This window comes from Vibrio sp. 10N.247.311.49, from assembly GCF_041467655.1.
Taxonomy (GTDB): domain Bacteria; phylum Pseudomonadota; class Gammaproteobacteria; order Enterobacterales; family Vibrionaceae; genus Vibrio; species Vibrio crassostreae_C.
The window spans coordinates 1-19918 of the sequence record NZ_JBFSVA010000007.1 but is presented as its reverse complement, the minus strand read 5'-3'; the positions used below and the strand labels follow the sequence as shown (position 1 = coordinate 19918).

Sequence of the window (19918 nt, the reverse complement as noted above, 5' to 3'; positions counted from 1 at the left end):
TTTTCCGCGAGCATTAAGAAAATATTTTTACGTATTATAGAGAGATGCTTGGGAAAAACCACAGTAAGAGAATAATTTATGCCTTGTTCGCGTGCGAATTAAGCAGCTTTTCCACTTCTGCCATGAAAAATGTCAATCCGTCCTCGTCAATTTGAGAAAAACGACCAACATTTGGGCTATCAATATCAAGAACGCCCGCGATTTTTCCGCCAATCGAGAACGGAATAACGATTTCTGAGTTACTTGCAGCGTCACAAGCGATGTGACCTTCGAACTCATGAACATCATGAATGCGCTGAACTGTATTCGTCGCAACCGCAGTTCCACACACTCCACGCCCTACCGGAATTCGCACACAAGCAGGTTGACCTTGGAAAGGACCCAGTACAAGTTCGTCTTTTTCCTTAGCTTGATCCTGCTTCATTAAATAGAAACCCGCCCAATTCAATTCATCCAATTCCATGAATAATAAAGAACTGATATTAGCAAGATTAGCAGTTAGATCGGTTTCTGATTCAATTAATGCAACGGCTTGTTTGGTTAAGCGTTGGTAATGTTCTATTTTCATATTAACTTCCAATTAAATTGAGACTTCCATTATCAAGAGAACGCAGTAGAATGCGGTCATCAAACTAAATAGGACTTATTCTCATTACAATGAACAATTCAGAAGACACTATTAGCCGTTCTTGGTTAATAACTCAAGTAAAAAAACACAAGTCCAAATTACTGTTTGCTAACATTATTGCCATACTTGCAACTCTCATCAGTGTCCCTATCCCGTTGCTCATGCCATTAATGGTTGATGAAGTATTACTTGATAAGCCTGCTTCTGGCTTAGAGATGATGAACCACCTACTTCCATCTTCATTACAAACACCGACTGGCTATATAGCACTAACTTTGTTGTTAGTGATTATCATGCGCTCCGTTAGCCAAGCGTTGAACATTCTGCAAGGGCGTCAGTTTACGCTTGTGTCCAAAACAATTACCTATCAAATGCGCAGCAAGATGATAGATAAGCTTGGTCGCATCAGTATTAGACAATACGAAACCAAAGGCAGCGGCGGTATCAACGCCCACCTAATAACAGACATAGAGACAATAGATAAGTTCATTGGCTCGACTCTTTCTAAATTTATCATCAGCTTCCTGACCGTGTTCGGTACAGCGATCGTGCTGTTGTGGCTAGAGTGGCGTTTAGGGTTGTTCATTTTACTGGTCAATCCTGTTGTGATTTATTTCTCCCGTAAACTAGGCAGCAGGGTCAAACACCTTAAGAAATACGAAAACCAATCTTTTGAGCGCTTTCAAAACCGTTTGGTGGAAACCTTAGATGGCATTTACCAACTGCGCGCGGCGAATAAAGAGCGTATCTTTCTCGATGAGCTTAAGGTTCAAGCAAACCAAGTAAGAATCGACGCCGACAAATACGCTTGGCAATCTGAAGCTGCTGGCCGTGTTTCGTTTCTACTCTTCTTATTAGGTTTCGAGCTTTTCCGTGCCGTCGCGATGCTAATGGTGTTATTCAGTGACTTAACCATTGGTCAGATTTTCGCGGTATTTGGCTACTTGTGGTTCATGTTAGGCCCAGTTCAAGAGCTACTAGGGATTCAATTCTCTTGGTATAGCGCGAAAGCGGCACTGCAACGCATCAACGATCTTCTTCAGTTAGAAGAAGAGAAGCGCCCTATCAGTAAAGTGAACCCATTTACTGAAGATCAAGAAGTGACAGTCGACATCGAAGACGTTACATTCTCTTACACATTAGAAAACACTGTTTTAAATAGGCTATCGCTGCACATCCCTGCAGGTAAAAAAGTCGCTTTGGTCGGTGCGAGTGGAGGGGGTAAATCTACGTTAATCCAGTTGCTGATTGGGGTTTACCAAGCAGACTCAGGTTGCATTCGCTATAACGGTGAAACAACCGATGACATCAGCTTTGATGTAATACGCAATCAAATTGCCGTTGTTTTACAACAACCTATACTCTTTAACGATACATTAAGGCATAATCTGACCCTTGGTGCTGAATACGACGAAATGTCGTTGTGGCGTGCGCTTGAAGTCGCTCAAATGCAAGATGTCATCAAGCAACTGAGCAATGGCTTAGATACACAAATTGGTAGGAATGGCGTTCGACTGTCTGGTGGTCAACGACAACGCTTAGCAATAGCTCGTATGGTGCTGAGCAATCCTAAGTTTGTTATTCTTGATGAAGCGACATCTGCACTCGATACAGCAACAGAGTCAGCACTGCATAAAGCGTTGAGCGAGTTTTTGAAAGATCGCACAACTTTGATAGTGGCTCATCGATTATCAGCGGTGAAACAAGCCGATCTAATCTATGTTTTAGAAGATGGACAAGTCACACAGACGGGAACACATGGTGAATTGGTTGAACAACAAGGACTCTATCAAACACTCTACGGCAGTGTGCAATCGCACGCCTGATGTTTGCGGCTCTGAGTCTTTAAGTCGGGTTGCTAACCTAACTTACGTTTCAACTTGGGAGGTCGCGTGACCTCCCCATCCGTAACCAACCCTTTATCAACAAAACACCAATGCGACAGCAGTTCAGTGCGTCTTTGCCAGGGCTGCGAACTTCCCGTAGATAAAATGGACATCCCTTTAGGGAAATCAGCTTACTGCCCAAGATGCGGAACTCAGCTTTATAGAGGCGGTACCCCTAGGCTCTCTGGAAACCTAGCAATCGCAATTACCTGCTTATTGCTGTTTATCCCATCGCACTTTTTTGAATTCATCAGTATTCGCCTGATTGGCGTCATGATACCCGCGACGTTACCATCGGGTGTTTTTACCTTAATGGGCGAAGGCTTTCCTCTACTTGGTTTGCTGATCCTGTTCTGCAGTTCGATCGCTCCGTTGCTCGTGTGCACCTCGGTACTCATCACTCATGCATCACTGCGTCTTAAGATCTTTACACCCTTTCGTTATGCATTAGCCATTATTCAGACTCTCAAACATTGGATGATGTTGGATGTGTTTCTGGTAAGTTTGGCGGTCTCATGTTTCAAACTGCAAGATTACTCTGACATTTTCGTCGGCCCTGGTTTGATTGGCCTGATTCTTCTGCAGCTTTTCAGCGTATTACTAGTAAGCCGTATCAGTGTACGTCGCTACTGGGAAGCTTGGGCAAAAGAATCCGAATACTCTTTTGCTGAGAGTAAGAACGTACACTGTCACAACTGTCACCTATCTCAGCCTGACGGTCATACTTGTGTGCGTTGTCACCATGACTTATATCACCGCAAGCCCTACTCTATACAGAAAACTTGGGCTCTGCTATTTGCCGCATCCGTGGCTATTGTGCCAGCCAACGTCATTCCGATTTCTATCCTTATCACCAACGGACAAAGGCTAGAAGACACAATAATTTCCGGTGTCGCGTCGCTAATAAATAGCGATATGTATGGCATTGCAGCGATCATTTTCATTGCCAGTATCGTCGTTCCCGTCGCGAAAATACTGGGCCTCGCGTACATCTTAATCTGTATCAAGATGAAGCGTACGATTTACCACAGACAACGTATGACCATCTATTTCATCGTGAAATGGGTGGGAAAATGGTCGGTTATGGATCTATTCGTTATTTCGATCATGATGACCTTGGTCGACCGCGGACAAATTTTAAACTTTACACCAGGTTATGGTGCAGTCGCTTTTGGCGTCGTGGTTGTTCTCACGATGCTAGCAGCGGAAAGCTTAGATCCTAGGCTAATTTGGGATAACTACACCTCTAAAGATGAGTCAGTGAATGAACAACGATAACCAATCACAAACGTCATATTCACCAGAAGTAAGGAAAAACAAAGGCATCTCACCTTTGTGGATTCTGCCGATATTAACCGTCGCCTTAGCCGGTTGGTTGGTCATGAAATCGATACACGATGCTGGACAACGTGTGCAGATATACTTCTCAGATGCCGCAGGTTTAGTCGCAGGTCGAACAACGATTCGTTACCAAGGCTTAGAGGTGGGTATGGTGCGTGACATCACTTTATCCAAAGATCTATCGAGCATCTATGTCGATGCTGACATCTACCCAGAAGCGAAGAAGCTACTCTCAAAAGGCACACGGTTTTGGCTAGTAAAACCAACCGCTAGTTTGTCGGGTATCTCAGGATTGGACGCGCTTGTTTCAGGTAACTATATTGCTATCCACCCGAGCGAAACCAAACAAGACCCAGAAACCGTTTTCCAAGCGTTAGAATCCTCCCCTTCTGATTTACTGGCTTCTGAAGGTTTGAATATTTCACTGACGACCAAAGATCTGGGTGGCGTATCTGTTGGTTCTCAAATCGTTTACCGTAAAATCCCAATTGGTGAGGTTTACAACTACCAGTTAAACGACAACGCGAAATCCGTTACGATTCAAGCGTCGATTAAAGATGAATACAGCCATATCATTACCGACCAAAGCCGTTTTTGGAATGTCAGTGGCTTAGGTGCCAGTATTGGCTTTTCTGGTGTTGATGTTCGCTTAGAGAGCCTAAGTGCATTGCTTGGCGGTTCAATTGCGGTCGACTCTCCAGGAGAAGGCCAACCGGTTGAGATGAATACTAAGTTCAAACTCTACCCAGATCTGAAAACAGCGGGTCGAGGTATCTCTATCAAGATTGCCGTTCCCGATGATAATAAAATCAGTGCAACGGGTGCTCCGATCATGTATCGCGGCATTGAAATCGGTCAAATCACTGATTTATCGCTAAGTGAAGGGCGTGAAAACGTCGTTGCATCTGCCGCTATCCAACCGGCATTCAGTGACTTTTTAAACAGCGGCAGTAAATTCGTTCTAGAAGAGGCTGAACTGTCGCTTACTGGCATGAAAAACATTGCCAATTTAGTGACAGGTAACTTTTTAACCTTGGTACCGGGTGAAGGTGAAAAGGCGCGTCGATTTACTGCAATCCGCAAAAATGAATTCAGTCAGGAACAAGAGAAATCCGTTGCGATTCGCTTAACGTCGAACAATTCGTTCGGGTTAGATGTCGGTACACAACTTCTCTACAAAGGCATTGCCGTTGGCTCTATCATCCATGTGGGATTAGTTGATGGTGTTGGTACGGGCTCTGATAAACACGAAGTCTTCATGGATGCACTTATCGATAATGAGTACGCGCACCTTATCAAAAGCCACAACCGTTTCTTTGTGACAGGTAGTGCGACTGCAGAGCTAACCGAATCAGGCTTGAGTGTTACGGTCCCACCAGCAAAACAGCTTCTTACCGGCTCGATTAGCTTTGTGAGTGAAGGTAAATCTGAAGCTCGAACGGACTACCAACTTTTCCAAAGTAAGTCGTTAGCAGAAATTGCTAAGTTTAATCAGTCTGGTTCAAAGACACTTTCTTTGTTTGCCAGTGAGTTACCTTCAATTTCTAAAGGCAGTCCACTCCTCTACCGCAACCTACAAGTGGGTAGTATTTCTGATTTTCAGCTTGCCGACGGTGGCGTAAGAATCAAAGTCACAATCGAAAATCGTTACACGCACTTACTCAACAAGCACACTGTTTTCTGGAACCGATCAGGCGTTGAGGTTGATGCGTCGCTATCGGGTATCAGCATTAAAGCGGCACCAGTTAAAACCCTTATCCAAGGCGGTATTGCTTTTGACTCTCTGCCAGGAATCGACAACAAACTCGGCGATGTGTGGAAGCTTTATAAAGATTCGAAATCCGCTCGAAAATTTGGCCGCGCGATTACTATCACCTCTTCTGGCGATCAAGAAGTCAACAAGGGCATGGCGATCAAATATCAAGGTGTCACTGTTGGTGAGGTTACTTTGGTGATTCCGAACTTCAACAAGGGCGGCATTGAAATTACTGCGCGTATTTTACCTGAGTACGTCGACAAGATTGCCGTGACGAACAGTCACTTCTGGTTGGCAGAACCTGAGATTGGCCTTAATGGCATCAAAAACGTCTCTGCGCTGCTCTCTAAACACATCAACGTAGACCCGGGCAAAGGTGAAAGAAACACGAAATTTGAGCTTAGCAAAGGACCTGTGCAGCCTGAAGGCAAGATATTCCAACTGCAAAGCGAAACGCGCGGCTCAGTATCTGAAGGTACACCTATCCTATTCCGTGAACTAGAAATTGGCAGTGTTATAGATGTTCAGCTGGGCGAGTTTGCTGATCGCATCATATCTACGATTCAAATAGAACCTGACTACGCGTATCTAATCCGCGCAAACACCGTGTTCTGGAACGTGTCGGGCGTCGATGTCTCTATCGGCCTGTCAGGCGCAAACATCAAAGCCGGAACGGTAGACAGCTTGTTAAGAGGTGGTATTACCTTCTCAACGCCACCGACAAATGAACTTCAACCAGTAGCAAGCGAAGATCAGTCTTTCTACCTCTATCCTCAAGCCGAAGATGAGTGGAAATCATGGAGAACCGCAATTCCTCGTCCATAGAGTGAACTCTCTGACGTTTCTGGAAGATTAATTCTTCATCAAAATGCAGCCATTAGGCTGCATTTTTGTTGTTTGCTGCAAATATGGTTTAGGACGGCCTCATTTTGCTTTAAACTCCCCGCATTAATGCAATAAATCGAGATACTCTTTTGCACGCTAACGTATATATTCCTGAAGAATTCCTAACGCACATCGAAGCAATCATGCCTAGTCATCTAGATATGGCTTCTTTTGTTGCGTCATGCCAAAAACCACTTCGTAAAAGTATTCGAATCAACACATTGAAAATCAGTGTTGAAGACTTCCTAGTACGAGCAAAAGAGAAAGGCTGGGAACTGGAACCTGTACCTTGGTGTGAAACGGGCTTTTGGATTACAGCGGACGAAAGTGAAGCGCCACTAGGTAATACGGCAGAACACATGTCTGGTCTTTTCTACATCCAAGAAGCCAGCTCGATGATGCCACCCTCGGCACTTTTCCAAGGCGAAGCTGATTACCAAGCGGTGCTAGACACTGCGGCTGCACCCGGCTCTAAAACAACGCAAATCGCTGCGCTAATGAATAATCGCGGTGTATTGGTTGCCAATGAGTATGCAGCAAGCCGTGTGAAAGTCCTTCACGCTAACATCGAACGTTGTGGCGTTCGTAATGCCGCTCTAAGTAACTTTGACGGTCGAGTTTTTGGTGGTTGGTTACCAGAACAGTTTGATGCTGTGTTGCTAGACGCACCCTGCTCTGGCGAAGGCACCATTCGTAAAGATGCCGATGCGATGAAGAACTGGACGTATCAATCAGTGGTCGACATTGCCGACACGCAAAAAGATCTGATTGAAAGTGCATTCCATGCTCTTAAACCTAATGGTGTTTTGGTTTACTCAACGTGTACGCTTAGCACCGAAGAGAACCAACAAGTGTGTCATCACCTAAAAGAAACCTTTGGTGATGCGGTTGAATTCGAATCTCTGGAATCACTATTCGACAACGCAAAAGCAACCACGACAGAAGAAGGCTTTCTTCACATCTTCCCACAGGTCTATGACTCTGAAGGTTTCTTTGTTGCACGTATCCGTAAACTAGCGTCTGTTACTCCACCAGAAGTTAAAAAACGTATGGGTAAATTCCCATTTGAAAAAGCATCAAAGAAAACTCAGCAAGAAGTCGCTGAACAACTAATGAGTACTCTCGATATCGAATTGCCAAGCGATACTCAGGTTTGGATTCGCGACAAAGACGTTTGGCTATTCCCAGAAGCGCTAGAGCCGATGATCGGTGAGTTCCGTTTTTCTCGCATGGGAATCAAGATCGCTGAAACCCATAAAAAAGGTTACCGCTGGCAGCACCAAGTAGCGACAACGCTCGCAACAGGTAATGAAGCTAATGTTGTAGAGCTTAGTATTGAAGATGCTCGTGAATGGTTCATGGGCCGCGATGTTCGCCCTGAAAACTTGTCAGGAAAAGGTGAAGTACTAGTGAAGTACAATGGTGCAATCATCGGCCTTGGTAAATGGGTTGGCAACCGAGTGAAGAACGGTTTACCACGCGAGTTAGTGCGCGATAAGAACCTATTCTAAAGCTTTCTCCCTGTATACAGCTAGATAAACAAAAGCCCAAACAACGTTAATTGTTTGGGCTTTTTCTATTCTATCGGCCATATAAGTCAGTGTGCGAGCACTTGTAAATCAACAGCTAATTATATAAATATCAATTCAAATCACTATTTCCAAAAAGAAAAATCGCATTTTAGAGAATCTAAACTAGACTTCAATCTAACAGTCAAAAGATTAAAACGATTAGCGTAGGCTCTTCGGAGCCCTTTCCCCTAAGCCCAAACAGGAAGGTTTGGGCTTTTTTTTGACCGAGAGGATCGCTTATTTAACTAAGCTAATACCTTCTTTGTCGATAGTGATCTTGCCAGATTTGTATAGACCACCAATTGTCTTCTTGAACGTACCTTTGCTGGTTCTGAATGCAGAGAAAATAACTTCAGGAGAAGACTTATCATTCAAAGGCAGGTAACCGCCTTTCTTCTCAAGCAGGTCAAGAACCTTAGTGCTTAGGTCATCCATCTTAGCCACACCAACCTTCTGAAGAGACAAATCAATCTTACCGTCTTCTTCACGAACGTTTTTAATGTAGCCTTTTAGTGTTTTACCAATGAACAGCTTACCGATGATGTCAGATGGGAAAATCATACCCCAGTGTTCACCGTTCACGATCGCTTTGTAACCTAACTGGCTGCGCTCAGCGATAATGAGATCGACTTGCTCATTTTGCTTATAAGTCGCAGGCGTGTTGTCTAACCATTTGTTGAACTTCGTTGTACCAACGATACGGCTCGATGCTTTATCGATATACACATATACTAAGATTGACTGACCTTCGTTTAAACGGCCACGCTGCTCGCTGAAAGGAACAAGAAGGTCTTTACCTTTCACGCCCCAGCTCATGAATGCACCAGTGCTGTTAACACCTTCAACCGTCATCAAACCAAACTGGCCTACTTGAGCTATTGGTTTTTCAGTCGTTGCAGCGATCTGGTTGTCAGAATCTATGTATAAGAAAACATCTAGCTTTTGACCAATTTCAACACCTTCAGGAGTAAATCGTTTCGGCAGCAACACGGTTCCATAGTCGCTCGCGTCAAGGAATACACCGAAGTCTGCTTGTTTTACTACTTCTAAGTTGTTTATTTGACCAATATTAATCATCAAGGTTGTCTCTACTTTAAATTTGGCGGAGATTATACGTGATCTCTGATATGCTTTCGCTAGTTTCATTCATATTTTTACATTCTAGGAGACATCGTTGATCACCGTTGATAAACAAGATGCGATAACACTTAAAATTAACCATGCCATGGCTAAGACCAAAAAGCTCGACATGGACGTTTATCTATTCATTCCCGGTGAACTTGGACTGACTCCTGAAGTGCTTTCTGAAAGTGCCTTTTTCTACAGCTCAATCACTCAAAAACGTGCCTACTATAGTGACAAAACACTTTTACCTTTGGTACACAGTCGCTTGGCAAAACGTGGACGCTTATCTACAACACAGTATCGTGTCAGTTTGAGTCTGTTTGCCTACCAATATGTTATCGCGTTAGATAAAGCAGTCAGCAGCTTAAATAAAACTGATAGTGACGACGTAACGGCTGATGAAGTAGATGAAGTCATTGAATTGGCTTTAGATATCTTGAAGAAGCTACGCCGAAGCATCCCTTACGAAGAAAATCTCAAGCGCTACTACGCTAATATCGATAACTACCTATCTTGGTATACCGAGCAAAAGTTCCTATCGCTAGTTTCACACATGCCACGAGGTAGTGAGTATTCAACGATTAAAGAACGACTCTTAACGCTTTGTGATAAAGAGACCGCGCACCGTAAACTGAACCGCTACAACTCAGCAAGAGTTCGAGAGGACGTTACCCGCTTGAGTAACAAGATGCGTTTGCTGCGTCGTTTGATTGAACACCCTATCGTGCTTAAAGAAAAGACAACGTCGATGGGTAAGAACGTTAAGCGTGCCGTGAAAGGCATCGCGACCGGTTTGGTGATGGTTGTCGTGACCACTACTGTGATCTTGGCTCGTGACTTTCTTGGTGAGATTACCGCCTCTTTCATCGTGGCAATGTCTTTCATTTACGCACTGCGTGAGATCTTTAAAGATGACTTGAGAGACATCCTTTGGCGCTGGCTGCGTAAAGGCAAGCCAAAATGGAAGCGTCGTTACTATGATCCAACGACCAACAAGTCAGTAGGCCATAAACTGGAATGGTTGGACTACGCAAATTTTTCTAAGCTTGCAGATCGCATTCAGTCGATCCGTAAAAAGCGTGTGGTACAACGTGAAGAGCAAATCTTGCATTACCGCTCTCATACTGAGATGTCGACATCGACCTTTATGAGTGGTTATGAGGAGACTCGTGAAACGTTATCGATCAGCCTAAGAGCGCTGACACGGTTGATGGATAAAGGCTCAAACAAGATCTACCGCTTGAATGAAGGACAAGTGAGCCGCGAATCAGTAGAAAAGCGTCATCTTCTCAACCTGATCATTAAAGAGAACAACCATGATAACGAACCAACCTACTACCGTTGGAAGATCGTTATGAACCGTTCAAAAATAGTTGATATTGAGCAGATCACTCAAGAGTCATAGAGCCGTTATAAAGTTCTCTATAACGGTATGTGGAAACCATTCACATACCGTTGTTTTATCTCTTCAACGTTACCCATGACTTCTAAACCAAAATCTATTATTTAATCGCTATTTTCTTGAAGGGACTTTCTTAATTGAAAGCGTAAGCGTGAACTCCGCCATCGGCTCGTCACCATGTAAAGATGGGCAAGTCGCGATAATGGTTACGGGTTGATTGACCCGTTCTCCGGTCGACATGGTTTCTGCCAGCATAGTGTTGATCAGCTCACCGTCGTTACAAGTGAAATGCACATCACCTTCAGGGCGCTTCAAAAAGTTACCCGTCACCTCTTTAAAAGCCAACGAGATCTTTTCACCTTGCTGCTGAGATTTGCTCATCGCAAGAAACCCACCCGCGACATCCGCACCTACAGCCAAAACGCCAAAGTACATACTGTTAAGGTGATTCTTAGTACGCCTTCTAAGCGGGATTTTCACTTCAACATGTTGGTTGTCCAACGCGAGTAGTTTTGGTCGGCACAACCAGATAAGTGGGACTTTGAAAAAGCCAAACATGCTTAAGTAGAAATTTGCTTTTTGTAGAGGGGTCAACATTCGAATTACCTAGCCAAGTCAGTCATCAGACCAGTTAATCGACTAGCGATAAGAATGTCAAAAAAATGTTACAAAAAAGAGATATCATCGCACAATGATATCTCTTTCATTCTCAAAGCATTAGCGCCTTAAGTCGGCTTATCAGGCAAGCTAATCGATTTACGCAGTCACGACCGTTTCTACGCATTCAAGATCAGCTATGTAACCTTGTAGACGTGGGTAATCCACTAAGCCTTGAGTTACTAGCAGCACTGGCTTCTTCGCGTTCAGGGTTGCTTTAACAATCATATCCAACAAGGTAATAACCGCTTCGTTTTGTGGATCAAAAGCGTGCTGCTGAGCTTCATTGTGTTTGTCTACGCCTAAAGTGAAAGACGCTAAGCTATCAACGTTTACCACTACACCATCGAAGTAATGCAGTAAACGTTCGCTCAGTAGCACTGCAGACGGCACATCACACGAGAACAGTACTTTCAAACCGTTAAGGCCGCGTGGTAGCCCTTGCTCGGCAAGCAGGTCAATAATCTTAGCGGCATCGCTTAACGCACGAACGTAAGGCACAACTACTTCAACGTTGATGCCCTGCTCACGTAATGCCTTAATAACCTGACATTCTAAAGCGAAAGCCTTGCTGTATTCTGGTGTCGCGTAACGAGCAACGCCACGAACACCTAGTGCAGGGTTAATCTCTTCTGCTTCACAGTTCCCGCCAAGCAGCGAACGGAATCCATAGCTGTCTGCACTGCTTAATGCGATACGAACAGAAGTGTGATTTGGCTGAACGGCAGCTTGAATGGCAATCACTAAGGTCGAAACAAAATGCTCATCGACTGTTTTATCGCCAAGGATCGCTTCTAAAGACGTTTTTTCAATATCAGTCAAAGTATCTAAGTGACTCTCGATACTTGGGTGGTAGAAGACACGATCCATCACTAATTCTGATAATGAAACGTATAAGTGGTTAGAATTATTATTATCGTTGTAAGAAGGCAGCACATCACCTAAGACGAGTTCTGGGTGCAAAGTGCTTTGATTTTCTTGAGTCATTGCTGCTCCAGCATTTTTATGTTGTGTTCAAACGAAAATACCGATAGCTGCCTGTTAATACAAGTGAAAATCCCTTATTTGACGCTGGCCTGCTGATAAAAATAAGAATATTAGCAATAACTGAGATAACTTTGACTCAATAGAGTTTATTCCTCTGTTCAATTCCGTTATCTTAACCACTTCGCAATAGAATAAAAAAGCTATCACATGCCATTAAAAACTGATGAGTTGAGAACCCAAGCTCTGGGTCCTATGCCAACTCCTGCCGAACTAGGCAATGCACACCCTATTACTGACGACGTTGCTGAGCGCATTAAAAATTCTCGCCGCCAAATCGAAGATATCCTAACTGGTCGTGATAACCGCCTATTAGTTATCGTAGGCCCTTGCTCTGTTCACGATACAGATGCGGCACTTGATTACGCTGAGCGCCTAAGCAAAATTCAAGACCAGTACAAAGATGAACTGTTCGTTGTAATGAGAACCTACTTCGAGAAGCCTCGTACTGTTGTAGGTTGGAAGGGTTTGATTACAGATCCTAACCTTGATGGTTCATACGCACTTGAAACAGGCTTGAACAAAGCTCGTAAGCTTCTGCTAGATATCAACAAGCTTGGCCTAGCTACCGCGACTGAATTCCTTGATATGATCACAGGTCAGTACATTGCAGACCTTATCACTTGGGGTGCGATTGGCGCTCGTACAACTGAATCTCAGATTCACCGTGAAATGGCTTCTGCACTGTCTTGCCCTGTTGGCTTCAAGAACGCGACCAACGGCAACATCAAGATTGCTATCGATGCAATTCGTGCAGCACATGCTTCACACTACTTCTACTCTCCAGATAAGAACGGCCGCATGACGGTTTACCGTACTTCTGGCAACCCATACGGTCACGTTATTCTACGTGGTGGTGATAAAGGCCCTAACTTCGACGCTGAATCTGTAGATACTGCATGTAAGCAACTGGCTGAATTCGATCTACCTCAACGTTTGGTTGTAGACTTTAGCCACGCTAACTGTCAGAAGCAACACCGTAAGCAGTTAGAAGTTGCACAAGACATTTGTGAGCAAATTAAATCTAACAAGAACCAAATTGCAGGCATTATGGCAGAGAGCTTCATTATTGAAGGCAACCAGCCAATGACAGACATTAACAACCTAGAATATGGCAAGTCGATTACTGACCCATGCCTAAGCTGGGAAGATACTGCAACAATGCTAGACATGCTTGCAACAGCAATTAAAGATAGAAACTTAGCTTAAGGAAACAACACAATGCCATCATTTGACATTATCTCTGAAGTAGAAGCAGTAGAACTGCGTAACGCAGTAGACAACGCAAACCGTGAACTATCGACTCGTTTCGATTTCCGCGGCGTTGACGCAAGCTTTGATTACAAAGATGAATCAGTAAAATTGACTGCTCAAGACGATTTTCAACTGAAGCAAATGCGCGATATCCTTCGCAGCAACCTAACGAAGCGTAATGTTGATCCTAACGCGATGGAAGCGAAAGCGGCAGACCAAACAGGTCGCACTTGGCACCAAACGGTTATCTTTAAGCAAGGCATTGAAACTGATGTCGCTAAGAAGATCGTTAAGCTAATCAAAGACAACAAAGTTAAAGTTCAAGCTTCTATCCAAGGCGACAAAGTTCGTGTTACTGGTAAGAAGCGTGATGACCTACAAGCTGTTATGGCTCTAGTTCGCGGCGGTGAACTTGGTCAACCTTTCCAGTTTGACAACTTCCGCGACTAATTTTTGAGTTTGAGTGACCGCCTATTTGGGTTGCTCATTCATCAGCACAATGTCGTGTTTGAAATAGCAAAAAGCCACTTCTTTTGAAGTGGCTTTTTATTTATCTGGTCCAGCTTTAGTTTTATTCCGAGCCTCTAGCCGATTTCAAACAACCAGAAAGCTCTCATTTCAACTAGAAGCAATTACCTCAACTGAGTACTTGGGCTGCTGACAATTTTAGGTCTTTGCCGACCAACAGATTAAACTCTACGCTTGCTGGTGGAATAAACACACACACTCGTAATTTCTCTGCTCTTGCTTGCTCAAGCTTTGTTGATAGCTCTCCGCTGTTGGCGTAGCTCTCTCTTTCTGCATCTCGGCGGCACAGGTCGATAAATTCAAATGGACAATCGCTCGGTGAAAGTACGAGCTCTGCCTCCTGCATCAAACGTAAAGCCTTCATAGACAACAGCTCGACATCTTGCTCGAATTCAATCCAAGTGACCTGCCCTTCGCTATCAATGCCTTCGGTTAGCGCTTGCTGGTAGTAAGACTCTAACTGCTCTCTGTCATTCACCTGCTCGATAAAGCTGGATGACAAGAAACGCTCCCAAAATTTACGACGCTCGTCGACGGTTGGGAATGACTCTTTGATTGAATTGCGTTTTGATGCACCGAAGTCTGCTATCAAACCTATGTTTTGTGGCAATACCGTTTCGAGTTTTTCTCTGATATTTCTTACTAAAACAGGTGATGCCCCGCCACTAGAGATGGCAATTTGGATTCTGCCGCGATTTATCATCGAAGGTGTGATGAAGTCGCAGTAAGGAAGATCGTCAACCACATTGACTAAAATGCCCAGTTTTTTCGCATCATTATACACTTGGTGATTCAAGCTTGGGTTGTCTGTTGTGGCCCAAACCTGCAAGTAATTTTTCGATATGATCTGTGACGAGTAAAAGTTTTGAACCCAGTGAAGCTTGTTCTCGTCCACAAGCTGCTTTAAGTAAGGCGCTACCTTGGGAGACACCAAAGTCACATCCGCTCCCGCTCGTAGTAAGCTATCGACTTTACGGCAAGCAACCTCACCCCCACCAACCACTAAGATTGGCTTATTTTCTACATCCAAAAACATTGGGAAATAACGCATGTTCTTCCTTGAGACTACTTCAATAACTATTCAGCCATGCTACCAAATTTGGAGCATATTCATAACTATCGAAGTGTAATAAAAATATTTATTGACCAAATTTCAACATTTCTTAAGTTTAATATTTCATCATTGTGATGTTTATTCAGAATATTTATCTAGTCGATTATCAATATAAAAATCTAAATCTCGTTGCACCAACAGTGTGAACCGTTGCACTATTTACATTCACTTAACATTTGGTCATTCTAATTGTGTTCGGATTTGTGATTTCATTCAAAATTCTTTTTAAATTATACATTTGTGAAACTACGGATCCTTTCCTAACCTTATAAACAGTTGTTTAAATCGCACACAGTTTCATTTGCAAAATGCAACTCGTTTAATTTGAACAACAAGGTCATAGAAAACGCAACACATAAGAGAAACTCAAACGAGCACGAGTATCAGGTGTCACCTGGTTAACAAGGAAGGATACAAATGACAAATAAACTAACACTTCTTGCTTCAGTAGTAGCTGCATCAACTGCGATGATGGCAACATCGGCATCAGCGGCAGAAAGCACTCTGGACAAAGTCACATCTCAAGGTTTTCTAACTTGTGGTGTAAGTACCGGTCTTCCAGGGTTCTCTAACCCTAACTCAAAAGGTGAATGGGAAGGAATTGATGTTGAGTATTGTCAAGCTCTTGCAGCGGCTGTACTCGGTGACAAGACTAAAGTTAAGTATGTACCTCTAACAGCAAAAGAGCGTTTTACTGCGCTTCAATCTGGCGAAATCGACGTACTATCTCGTAACACAACATGGACATTACATCGTGACACTGCTCTAGGTCTGAACTTCGTAGGCGTTAACTACTACGATGGTCAAGGCTTCATGGTTAAGAAAGAACTTGGCCTAACAAGTGCTCAAGAACTTGATGGCGCTTCTGTATGTGTTCAATCAGGTACAACAACTGAACTTAACCTAGCCGATTACTTCCGTAACAGTGGCATGTCTTACAAGCCAGTGGTATTCGATACGGCAGCACAAACATCGAAAGGTTTCGACGCAGGTCGTTGTGACGTACTAACAACTGACCAATCTGGTCTATACGCACTTCGCCTAAACCTAGCTGATCCTAAATCTGCAGAAGTACTTCCTGAAATCATCTCTAAAGAGCCTCTAGGCCCTGTTGTTCGTCAAGATGATGATCAATGGTTTAACGTTGCTAAGTGGACACTTTCAGCAATGATTAACGCGGAAGAATACGGCATCTCTTCTAAAAATGCAGACGAAATGCTTAAGTCAAAAGATCCAAACATCAAACGTATTCTTGGTGTAGACGGTCCTAAAGGTAAAGGCCTTGGCATTCGCGACGACTGGGGTTACCAAGTAATTAAGCAAGTTGGTAACTACGGTGAGAGTTTTGAGCGTACTGTTGGTACAGGTTCTCCACTTCAAATCTCTCGTGGTGTAAATGCATTATGGAATGCGGGCGGCTTTATGTACGCTCCACCAATCCGTTAATAAATTTTCAAGCATCAATTAGGGCGGAGTTTTCCGCCCTATTTATTAAATGGATTTGAGGTTATAGTAGTATGAAACCTAATGAAACTATTTCTCCAGCTCAGGCAAAGCCACAGCCCAAAAGTGCCAACTTATTTTACAACCCCACTTTTCGCTCCATCATTTTCCAAATTATCGCCGTCGGGGCGCTTTGTGCTTTCTTTTACACGATTGTAAATAATGCACTCACAAACTTAGATTCCCGTGGTATCACCACTGGTTTTGATTTTCTCTCCCAAGAAGCTGGTTTTGGTATCGGCTTAACACTGATTGAATACGACGAGACCTTCTCATACGGTCGTACATTCTTTATCGGTCTTCTCAATACCGCTTTGGTTTCAGTACTCGGCATCATGCTAGCGACAGTGCTGGGCTTTAGTATGGGTATCGCTAGGCTCTCTTCAAACTGGCTAGTTAGCCGATTTGCAGCTGTCTACATTGAGATATTCCGAAATATCCCTCTGCTATTACAAATCTTTTTCTGGTATTTCGCCGTTCTACAAGCCTTGCCTTCTGCTCGTCAAAGTATGAGTCTAGGTGAAGCAATTTTCTTGAACGTACGCGGGTTGTACTTCCCTGCTCCAGTCTTTGAGCAAGGCAGTAGCATTGTCATCGCATCATTGATTGTCGGTATTATCGCTACGTTTATTATCAACATCTGGGCTAAGAACAGACAGAAACTGACCGGCCAACAAACACCGATGTTGCGAATTGCAGCTGCGTTGATTTTAGGCTTACCGTTGATAACTTACTTTGTTATGGGCATGCCTATCTCTGCAGATTACCCTGTGTTGAAAGGGTTTAACTTCAAGGGTGGTGTTACGATAATCCCTGAGCTTGCTGCATTGATGCTCGCTTTAAGTATCTATACAGCAGCGTTCATTGCTGAGATTGTTCGTTCAGGTATTAACGCGGTAAACCATGGGCAAACTGAGGCTGCGATGTCTCTAGGCATCCCACGTTCTAGAACTCTAAAGCTTGTCATTATTCCACAAGCATTAAGAATCATTATCCCACCACTAACCAGTCAGTATCTAAACCTGACCAAAAACTCATCACTTGCGATGGCCATTGGTTATCCTGATCTTGTCTCTGTATTTGCAGGAACAACACTTAACCAAACTGGACAAGCTATCGAAGTAATCGCGATGACAATGGGCGTCTACCTAACCTTGAGCCTATTAACGTCCGCTCTAATGAACATATACAACCGCAAAGTAGCGTTGGTGGAGAGATAAGATGAGTACACATCAATTTCAACCTGATCTTCCGCCTCCAGCGAATACCGTTGGGCCAGTCGGTTGGTTAAGAAAAAATCTATTTAATGGACCTATTAACAGCGTCGTCACTGTGATTCTTGCTTACTTTGCTTTCACCCTATTATGGGCAATAGCGGATTGGGCATTCATCAGTGCCGACTGGATAGGAACCACACGCGATGCCTGTACTAGCGAAGGCGCTTGTTGGGTTTTTATCAGCGTTCGTTGGGACCAATTCATGTATGGCTTCTACCCAGAAGCTGAACTGTGGCGACCTCGCCTCTTCTACGCAACGTTGGCCATTTTTGTAGCCTTACTGGCTTATGAAAAAACACCTAAACGTACGTGGATTTGGTTGTTCTTCGTCAACATCTACCCATTTATCATTGCCGGCTTGCTATACGGTGGCGTCTTTGGGTTAGAAGTTGTTGATACCCATAAATGGGGCGGCCTATTGGTTACACTGGTCATCGCACTTGTTGGTATTGTAGTGTCACTCCCTATTGGTGTTGCACTTGCTCTTGGGCGTCGCTCAGAGATGCCGATCATTCGCAGTATGTGTACCGTATACATCGAAATTTGGCGTGGCGTACCGCTCATTACAGTTCTATTCATGGCTTCAGTAATGCTGCCACTCTTTTTATCAGAAGGGACAGAAACCGATAAGCTCATTCGAGCACTTGTAGGGGTAGTTCTATTCAGTGCAGCCTACATGGCCGAAGTAATTCGAGGTGGTCTACAAGCAATACCAAAAGGCCAATACGAAGCAGCTGATGCTCTGGGGTTAAGCTACTGGAAAAAGACTGGGCTTATCATTCTACCTCAAGCTCTTAAAATCACGATTCCTTCAATTGTGAACACCTTCATTGGTTTGTTTAAAGATACCAGTCTTGTTTTGATTATTGGTATGTTTGATGTACTAGGAATTGGCCAAGCCGCGAATACCGACCCTGAATGGCTTGGGTATTCAACAGAAAGTTATGTATTTGTCGCGTTAGTGTTCTGGGTGTTTTGTTTTGGCATGTCGAGATATTCGATATGGCTAGAAAACAGACTTCACACCGGTCACAAACGATAATTAACAAGATCAAGGACGTATTATGACGCAGCAGACAGAAAACAACTCTCAAGGTCTTATGATCGAGTTGAAAGACATGAACAAGTGGTACGGTGAATTCCACGTACTTAAGAACATCAATTTAGAAGTTAAAAAAGGCGAGAAAATCGTTATCTGTGGCCCTTCAGGCTCTGGTAAATCAACGATGATCCGCTGCATCAACCGATTAGAAGAGCACCAAAAAGGTCATATCTTCGTTTCAGGTAATGAATTAACGGAAGACCTAAAGAACATCGAAGCCGTGCGTAGAGATGTCGGCATGTGTTTCCAACACTTCAATCTGTTTCCACATCTGACGGTATTAGAGAACTGTACTCTGGCTCCAATCTGGGTCAAAAAGATGCCAAAAGAAGAAGCCGAAGCGATTGCAATGAAGTACCTAGAGCGCGTAAAAATCCCTGAGCAAGCGGACAAGTTCCCAGGTCAGCTTTCAGGTGGTCAACAGCAGCGTGTAGCTATCGCTCGCTCTTTGTGTATGAACCCTCAAGTGATGCTGTTTGATGAGCCAACGTCGGCGCTCGATCCAGAAATGGTTCGTGAGGTGTTAGACGTAATGGTTGAGCTTGCAGAAGAAGGCATGACGATGCTTTGTGTAACGCACGAGATGGGCTTTGCTAAAGAGGTCGCGGATCGCGTTATCTTCATGGATGCCGGTGAAATCATAGAAGAGAACAACCCTGTCGATTTCTTTGAAAACCCACAATCAGACAGAACGCAGAACTTCTTAAGCCAAATCTTACACCACTAATGTGTTATGATGCATAAACTACAGAGGCGGCTTAGGTCGCCTCTTTGTTTTCAGTGTTATAATTAGGGCGTGTTGATCTTTCGTGAGTGTTTTTTGAACAGCATGGTAAAGAGTTATA

16 protein-coding genes are annotated in these 19918 nt (G+C 43.8%); 11 read left to right on the top strand and 5 right to left on the bottom strand.

Going from position 1 to position 19918, the window contains the following annotated elements:
* Positions 1-76 precede the first annotated feature (76 nt).
* On the bottom strand, positions 77-568 hold the full coding sequence (locus tag AB6E54_RS09090; protein WP_019823239.1) for a GAF domain-containing protein: 492 nt from the start codon (positions 566-568) through the stop codon (positions 77-79).
* Between the two features lie 89 nt (positions 569-657).
* Between AB6E54_RS09090 and AB6E54_RS09085 the strand changes: the two genes are divergently transcribed.
* The 4 genes from AB6E54_RS09085 to rsmF all read left to right on the top strand — a co-directional run bounded on the left by AB6E54_RS09085 (position 658) and on the right by rsmF (position 8007).
* Positions 658-2454 (top strand): ABC transporter ATP-binding protein, encoded by a 1797-nt coding sequence (locus AB6E54_RS09085; protein WP_102333356.1) that lies wholly within the window; start codon positions 658-660, stop codon positions 2452-2454.
* Between the two features lie 54 nt (positions 2455-2508).
* Positions 2509-3792 (top strand): paraquat-inducible protein A, encoded by a 1284-nt coding sequence (locus AB6E54_RS09080; RefSeq protein ID WP_102333357.1) that lies wholly within the window; start codon positions 2509-2511, stop codon positions 3790-3792.
* Positions 3779-6436, top strand: a complete 2658-nt coding sequence (locus AB6E54_RS09075; protein WP_372106296.1) for an MlaD family protein — start codon at positions 3779-3781, stop codon at positions 6434-6436. The genes AB6E54_RS09080 and AB6E54_RS09075 overlap by 14 nt, the downstream gene beginning before the upstream one ends.
* 149 nt (positions 6437-6585) lie before the next feature.
* The gene (gene rsmF, locus AB6E54_RS09070) at positions 6586-8007 is read left to right on the top strand and encodes a 16S rRNA (cytosine(1407)-C(5))-methyltransferase RsmF (protein ID WP_017063836.1); all 1422 of its coding nucleotides are present in this window, start codon (positions 6586-6588) and stop codon (positions 8005-8007) included.
* 297 nt (positions 8008-8304) lie between these two features.
* Here rsmF and AB6E54_RS09065 read toward each other — a convergent pair whose 3' ends face one another.
* Entirely contained in the window at positions 8305-9213 is a 909-nt protein-coding gene (locus AB6E54_RS09065; protein WP_017059694.1) for a S1 RNA-binding domain-containing protein, read from the bottom strand.
* A 28-nt stretch (positions 9214-9241) separates the two neighbouring features.
* On the opposite strand from AB6E54_RS09065, the gene AB6E54_RS09060 reads away from it, so the two are divergent.
* Positions 9242-10597 (top strand): hypothetical protein, encoded by a 1356-nt coding sequence (locus AB6E54_RS09060; RefSeq protein WP_017063834.1) that lies wholly within the window; start codon positions 9242-9244, stop codon positions 10595-10597.
* A 108-nt stretch (positions 10598-10705) separates the two neighbouring features.
* On the opposite strand, the gene AB6E54_RS09055 is transcribed toward AB6E54_RS09060, so the two are convergent.
* Positions 10706-11191: a PaaI family thioesterase gene (locus AB6E54_RS09055; RefSeq protein ID WP_017059696.1), complete on the bottom strand. Its 486-nt coding sequence runs from the start codon at positions 11189-11191 to the stop codon at positions 10706-10708.
* Positions 11192-11350: 159 nt separating this feature from the next.
* Positions 11351-12238, bottom strand: coding sequence for a putative PEP-binding protein (locus AB6E54_RS09050; RefSeq protein WP_017066315.1), 888 nt, complete (start codon positions 12236-12238; stop codon positions 11351-11353).
* Between the two features lie 207 nt (positions 12239-12445).
* Between AB6E54_RS09050 and AB6E54_RS09045 the strand changes: the two genes are divergently transcribed.
* The gene (locus AB6E54_RS09045; RefSeq protein WP_017059698.1) at positions 12446-13504 is read left to right on the top strand and encodes a 3-deoxy-7-phosphoheptulonate synthase; all 1059 of its coding nucleotides are present in this window, start codon (positions 12446-12448) and stop codon (positions 13502-13504) included.
* Between the two features lie 12 nt (positions 13505-13516).
* Positions 13517-13999 (top strand): YajQ family cyclic di-GMP-binding protein, encoded by a 483-nt coding sequence (locus AB6E54_RS09040; protein WP_017063832.1) that lies wholly within the window; start codon positions 13517-13519, stop codon positions 13997-13999.
* Positions 14000-14186: 187 nt separating this feature from the next.
* On the opposite strand, the gene AB6E54_RS09035 is transcribed toward AB6E54_RS09040, so the two are convergent.
* Positions 14187-15128: a bifunctional precorrin-2 dehydrogenase/sirohydrochlorin ferrochelatase gene (locus tag AB6E54_RS09035; protein WP_017059700.1), complete on the bottom strand. Its 942-nt coding sequence runs from the start codon at positions 15126-15128 to the stop codon at positions 14187-14189.
* Positions 15129-15608: 480 nt separating this feature from the next.
* Between AB6E54_RS09035 and AB6E54_RS09030 the strand changes: the two genes are divergently transcribed.
* From AB6E54_RS09030 to AB6E54_RS09015, 4 genes are all read left to right on the top strand, one after another.
* Positions 15609-16637 (top strand): amino acid ABC transporter substrate-binding protein, encoded by a 1029-nt coding sequence (locus tag AB6E54_RS09030; protein WP_017059701.1) that lies wholly within the window; start codon positions 15609-15611, stop codon positions 16635-16637.
* 71 nt (positions 16638-16708) lie between these two features.
* Positions 16709-17914, top strand: coding sequence for an amino acid ABC transporter permease (locus AB6E54_RS09025; protein ID WP_017066316.1), 1206 nt, complete (start codon positions 16709-16711; stop codon positions 17912-17914).
* Position 17915: 1 nt separating this feature from the next.
* Positions 17916-19013 carry an amino acid ABC transporter permease gene (locus tag AB6E54_RS09020; RefSeq protein ID WP_017059703.1) on the top strand — a complete coding sequence of 366 codons (1098 nt, stop codon included), beginning with the start codon at positions 17916-17918 and terminating at the stop codon, positions 19011-19013.
* 22 nt (positions 19014-19035) lie between these two features.
* Positions 19036-19800 (top strand): amino acid ABC transporter ATP-binding protein, encoded by a 765-nt coding sequence (locus tag AB6E54_RS09015; RefSeq protein ID WP_017059704.1) that lies wholly within the window; start codon positions 19036-19038, stop codon positions 19798-19800.
* The last annotated feature ends 118 nt before the right edge of the window (positions 19801-19918 follow it).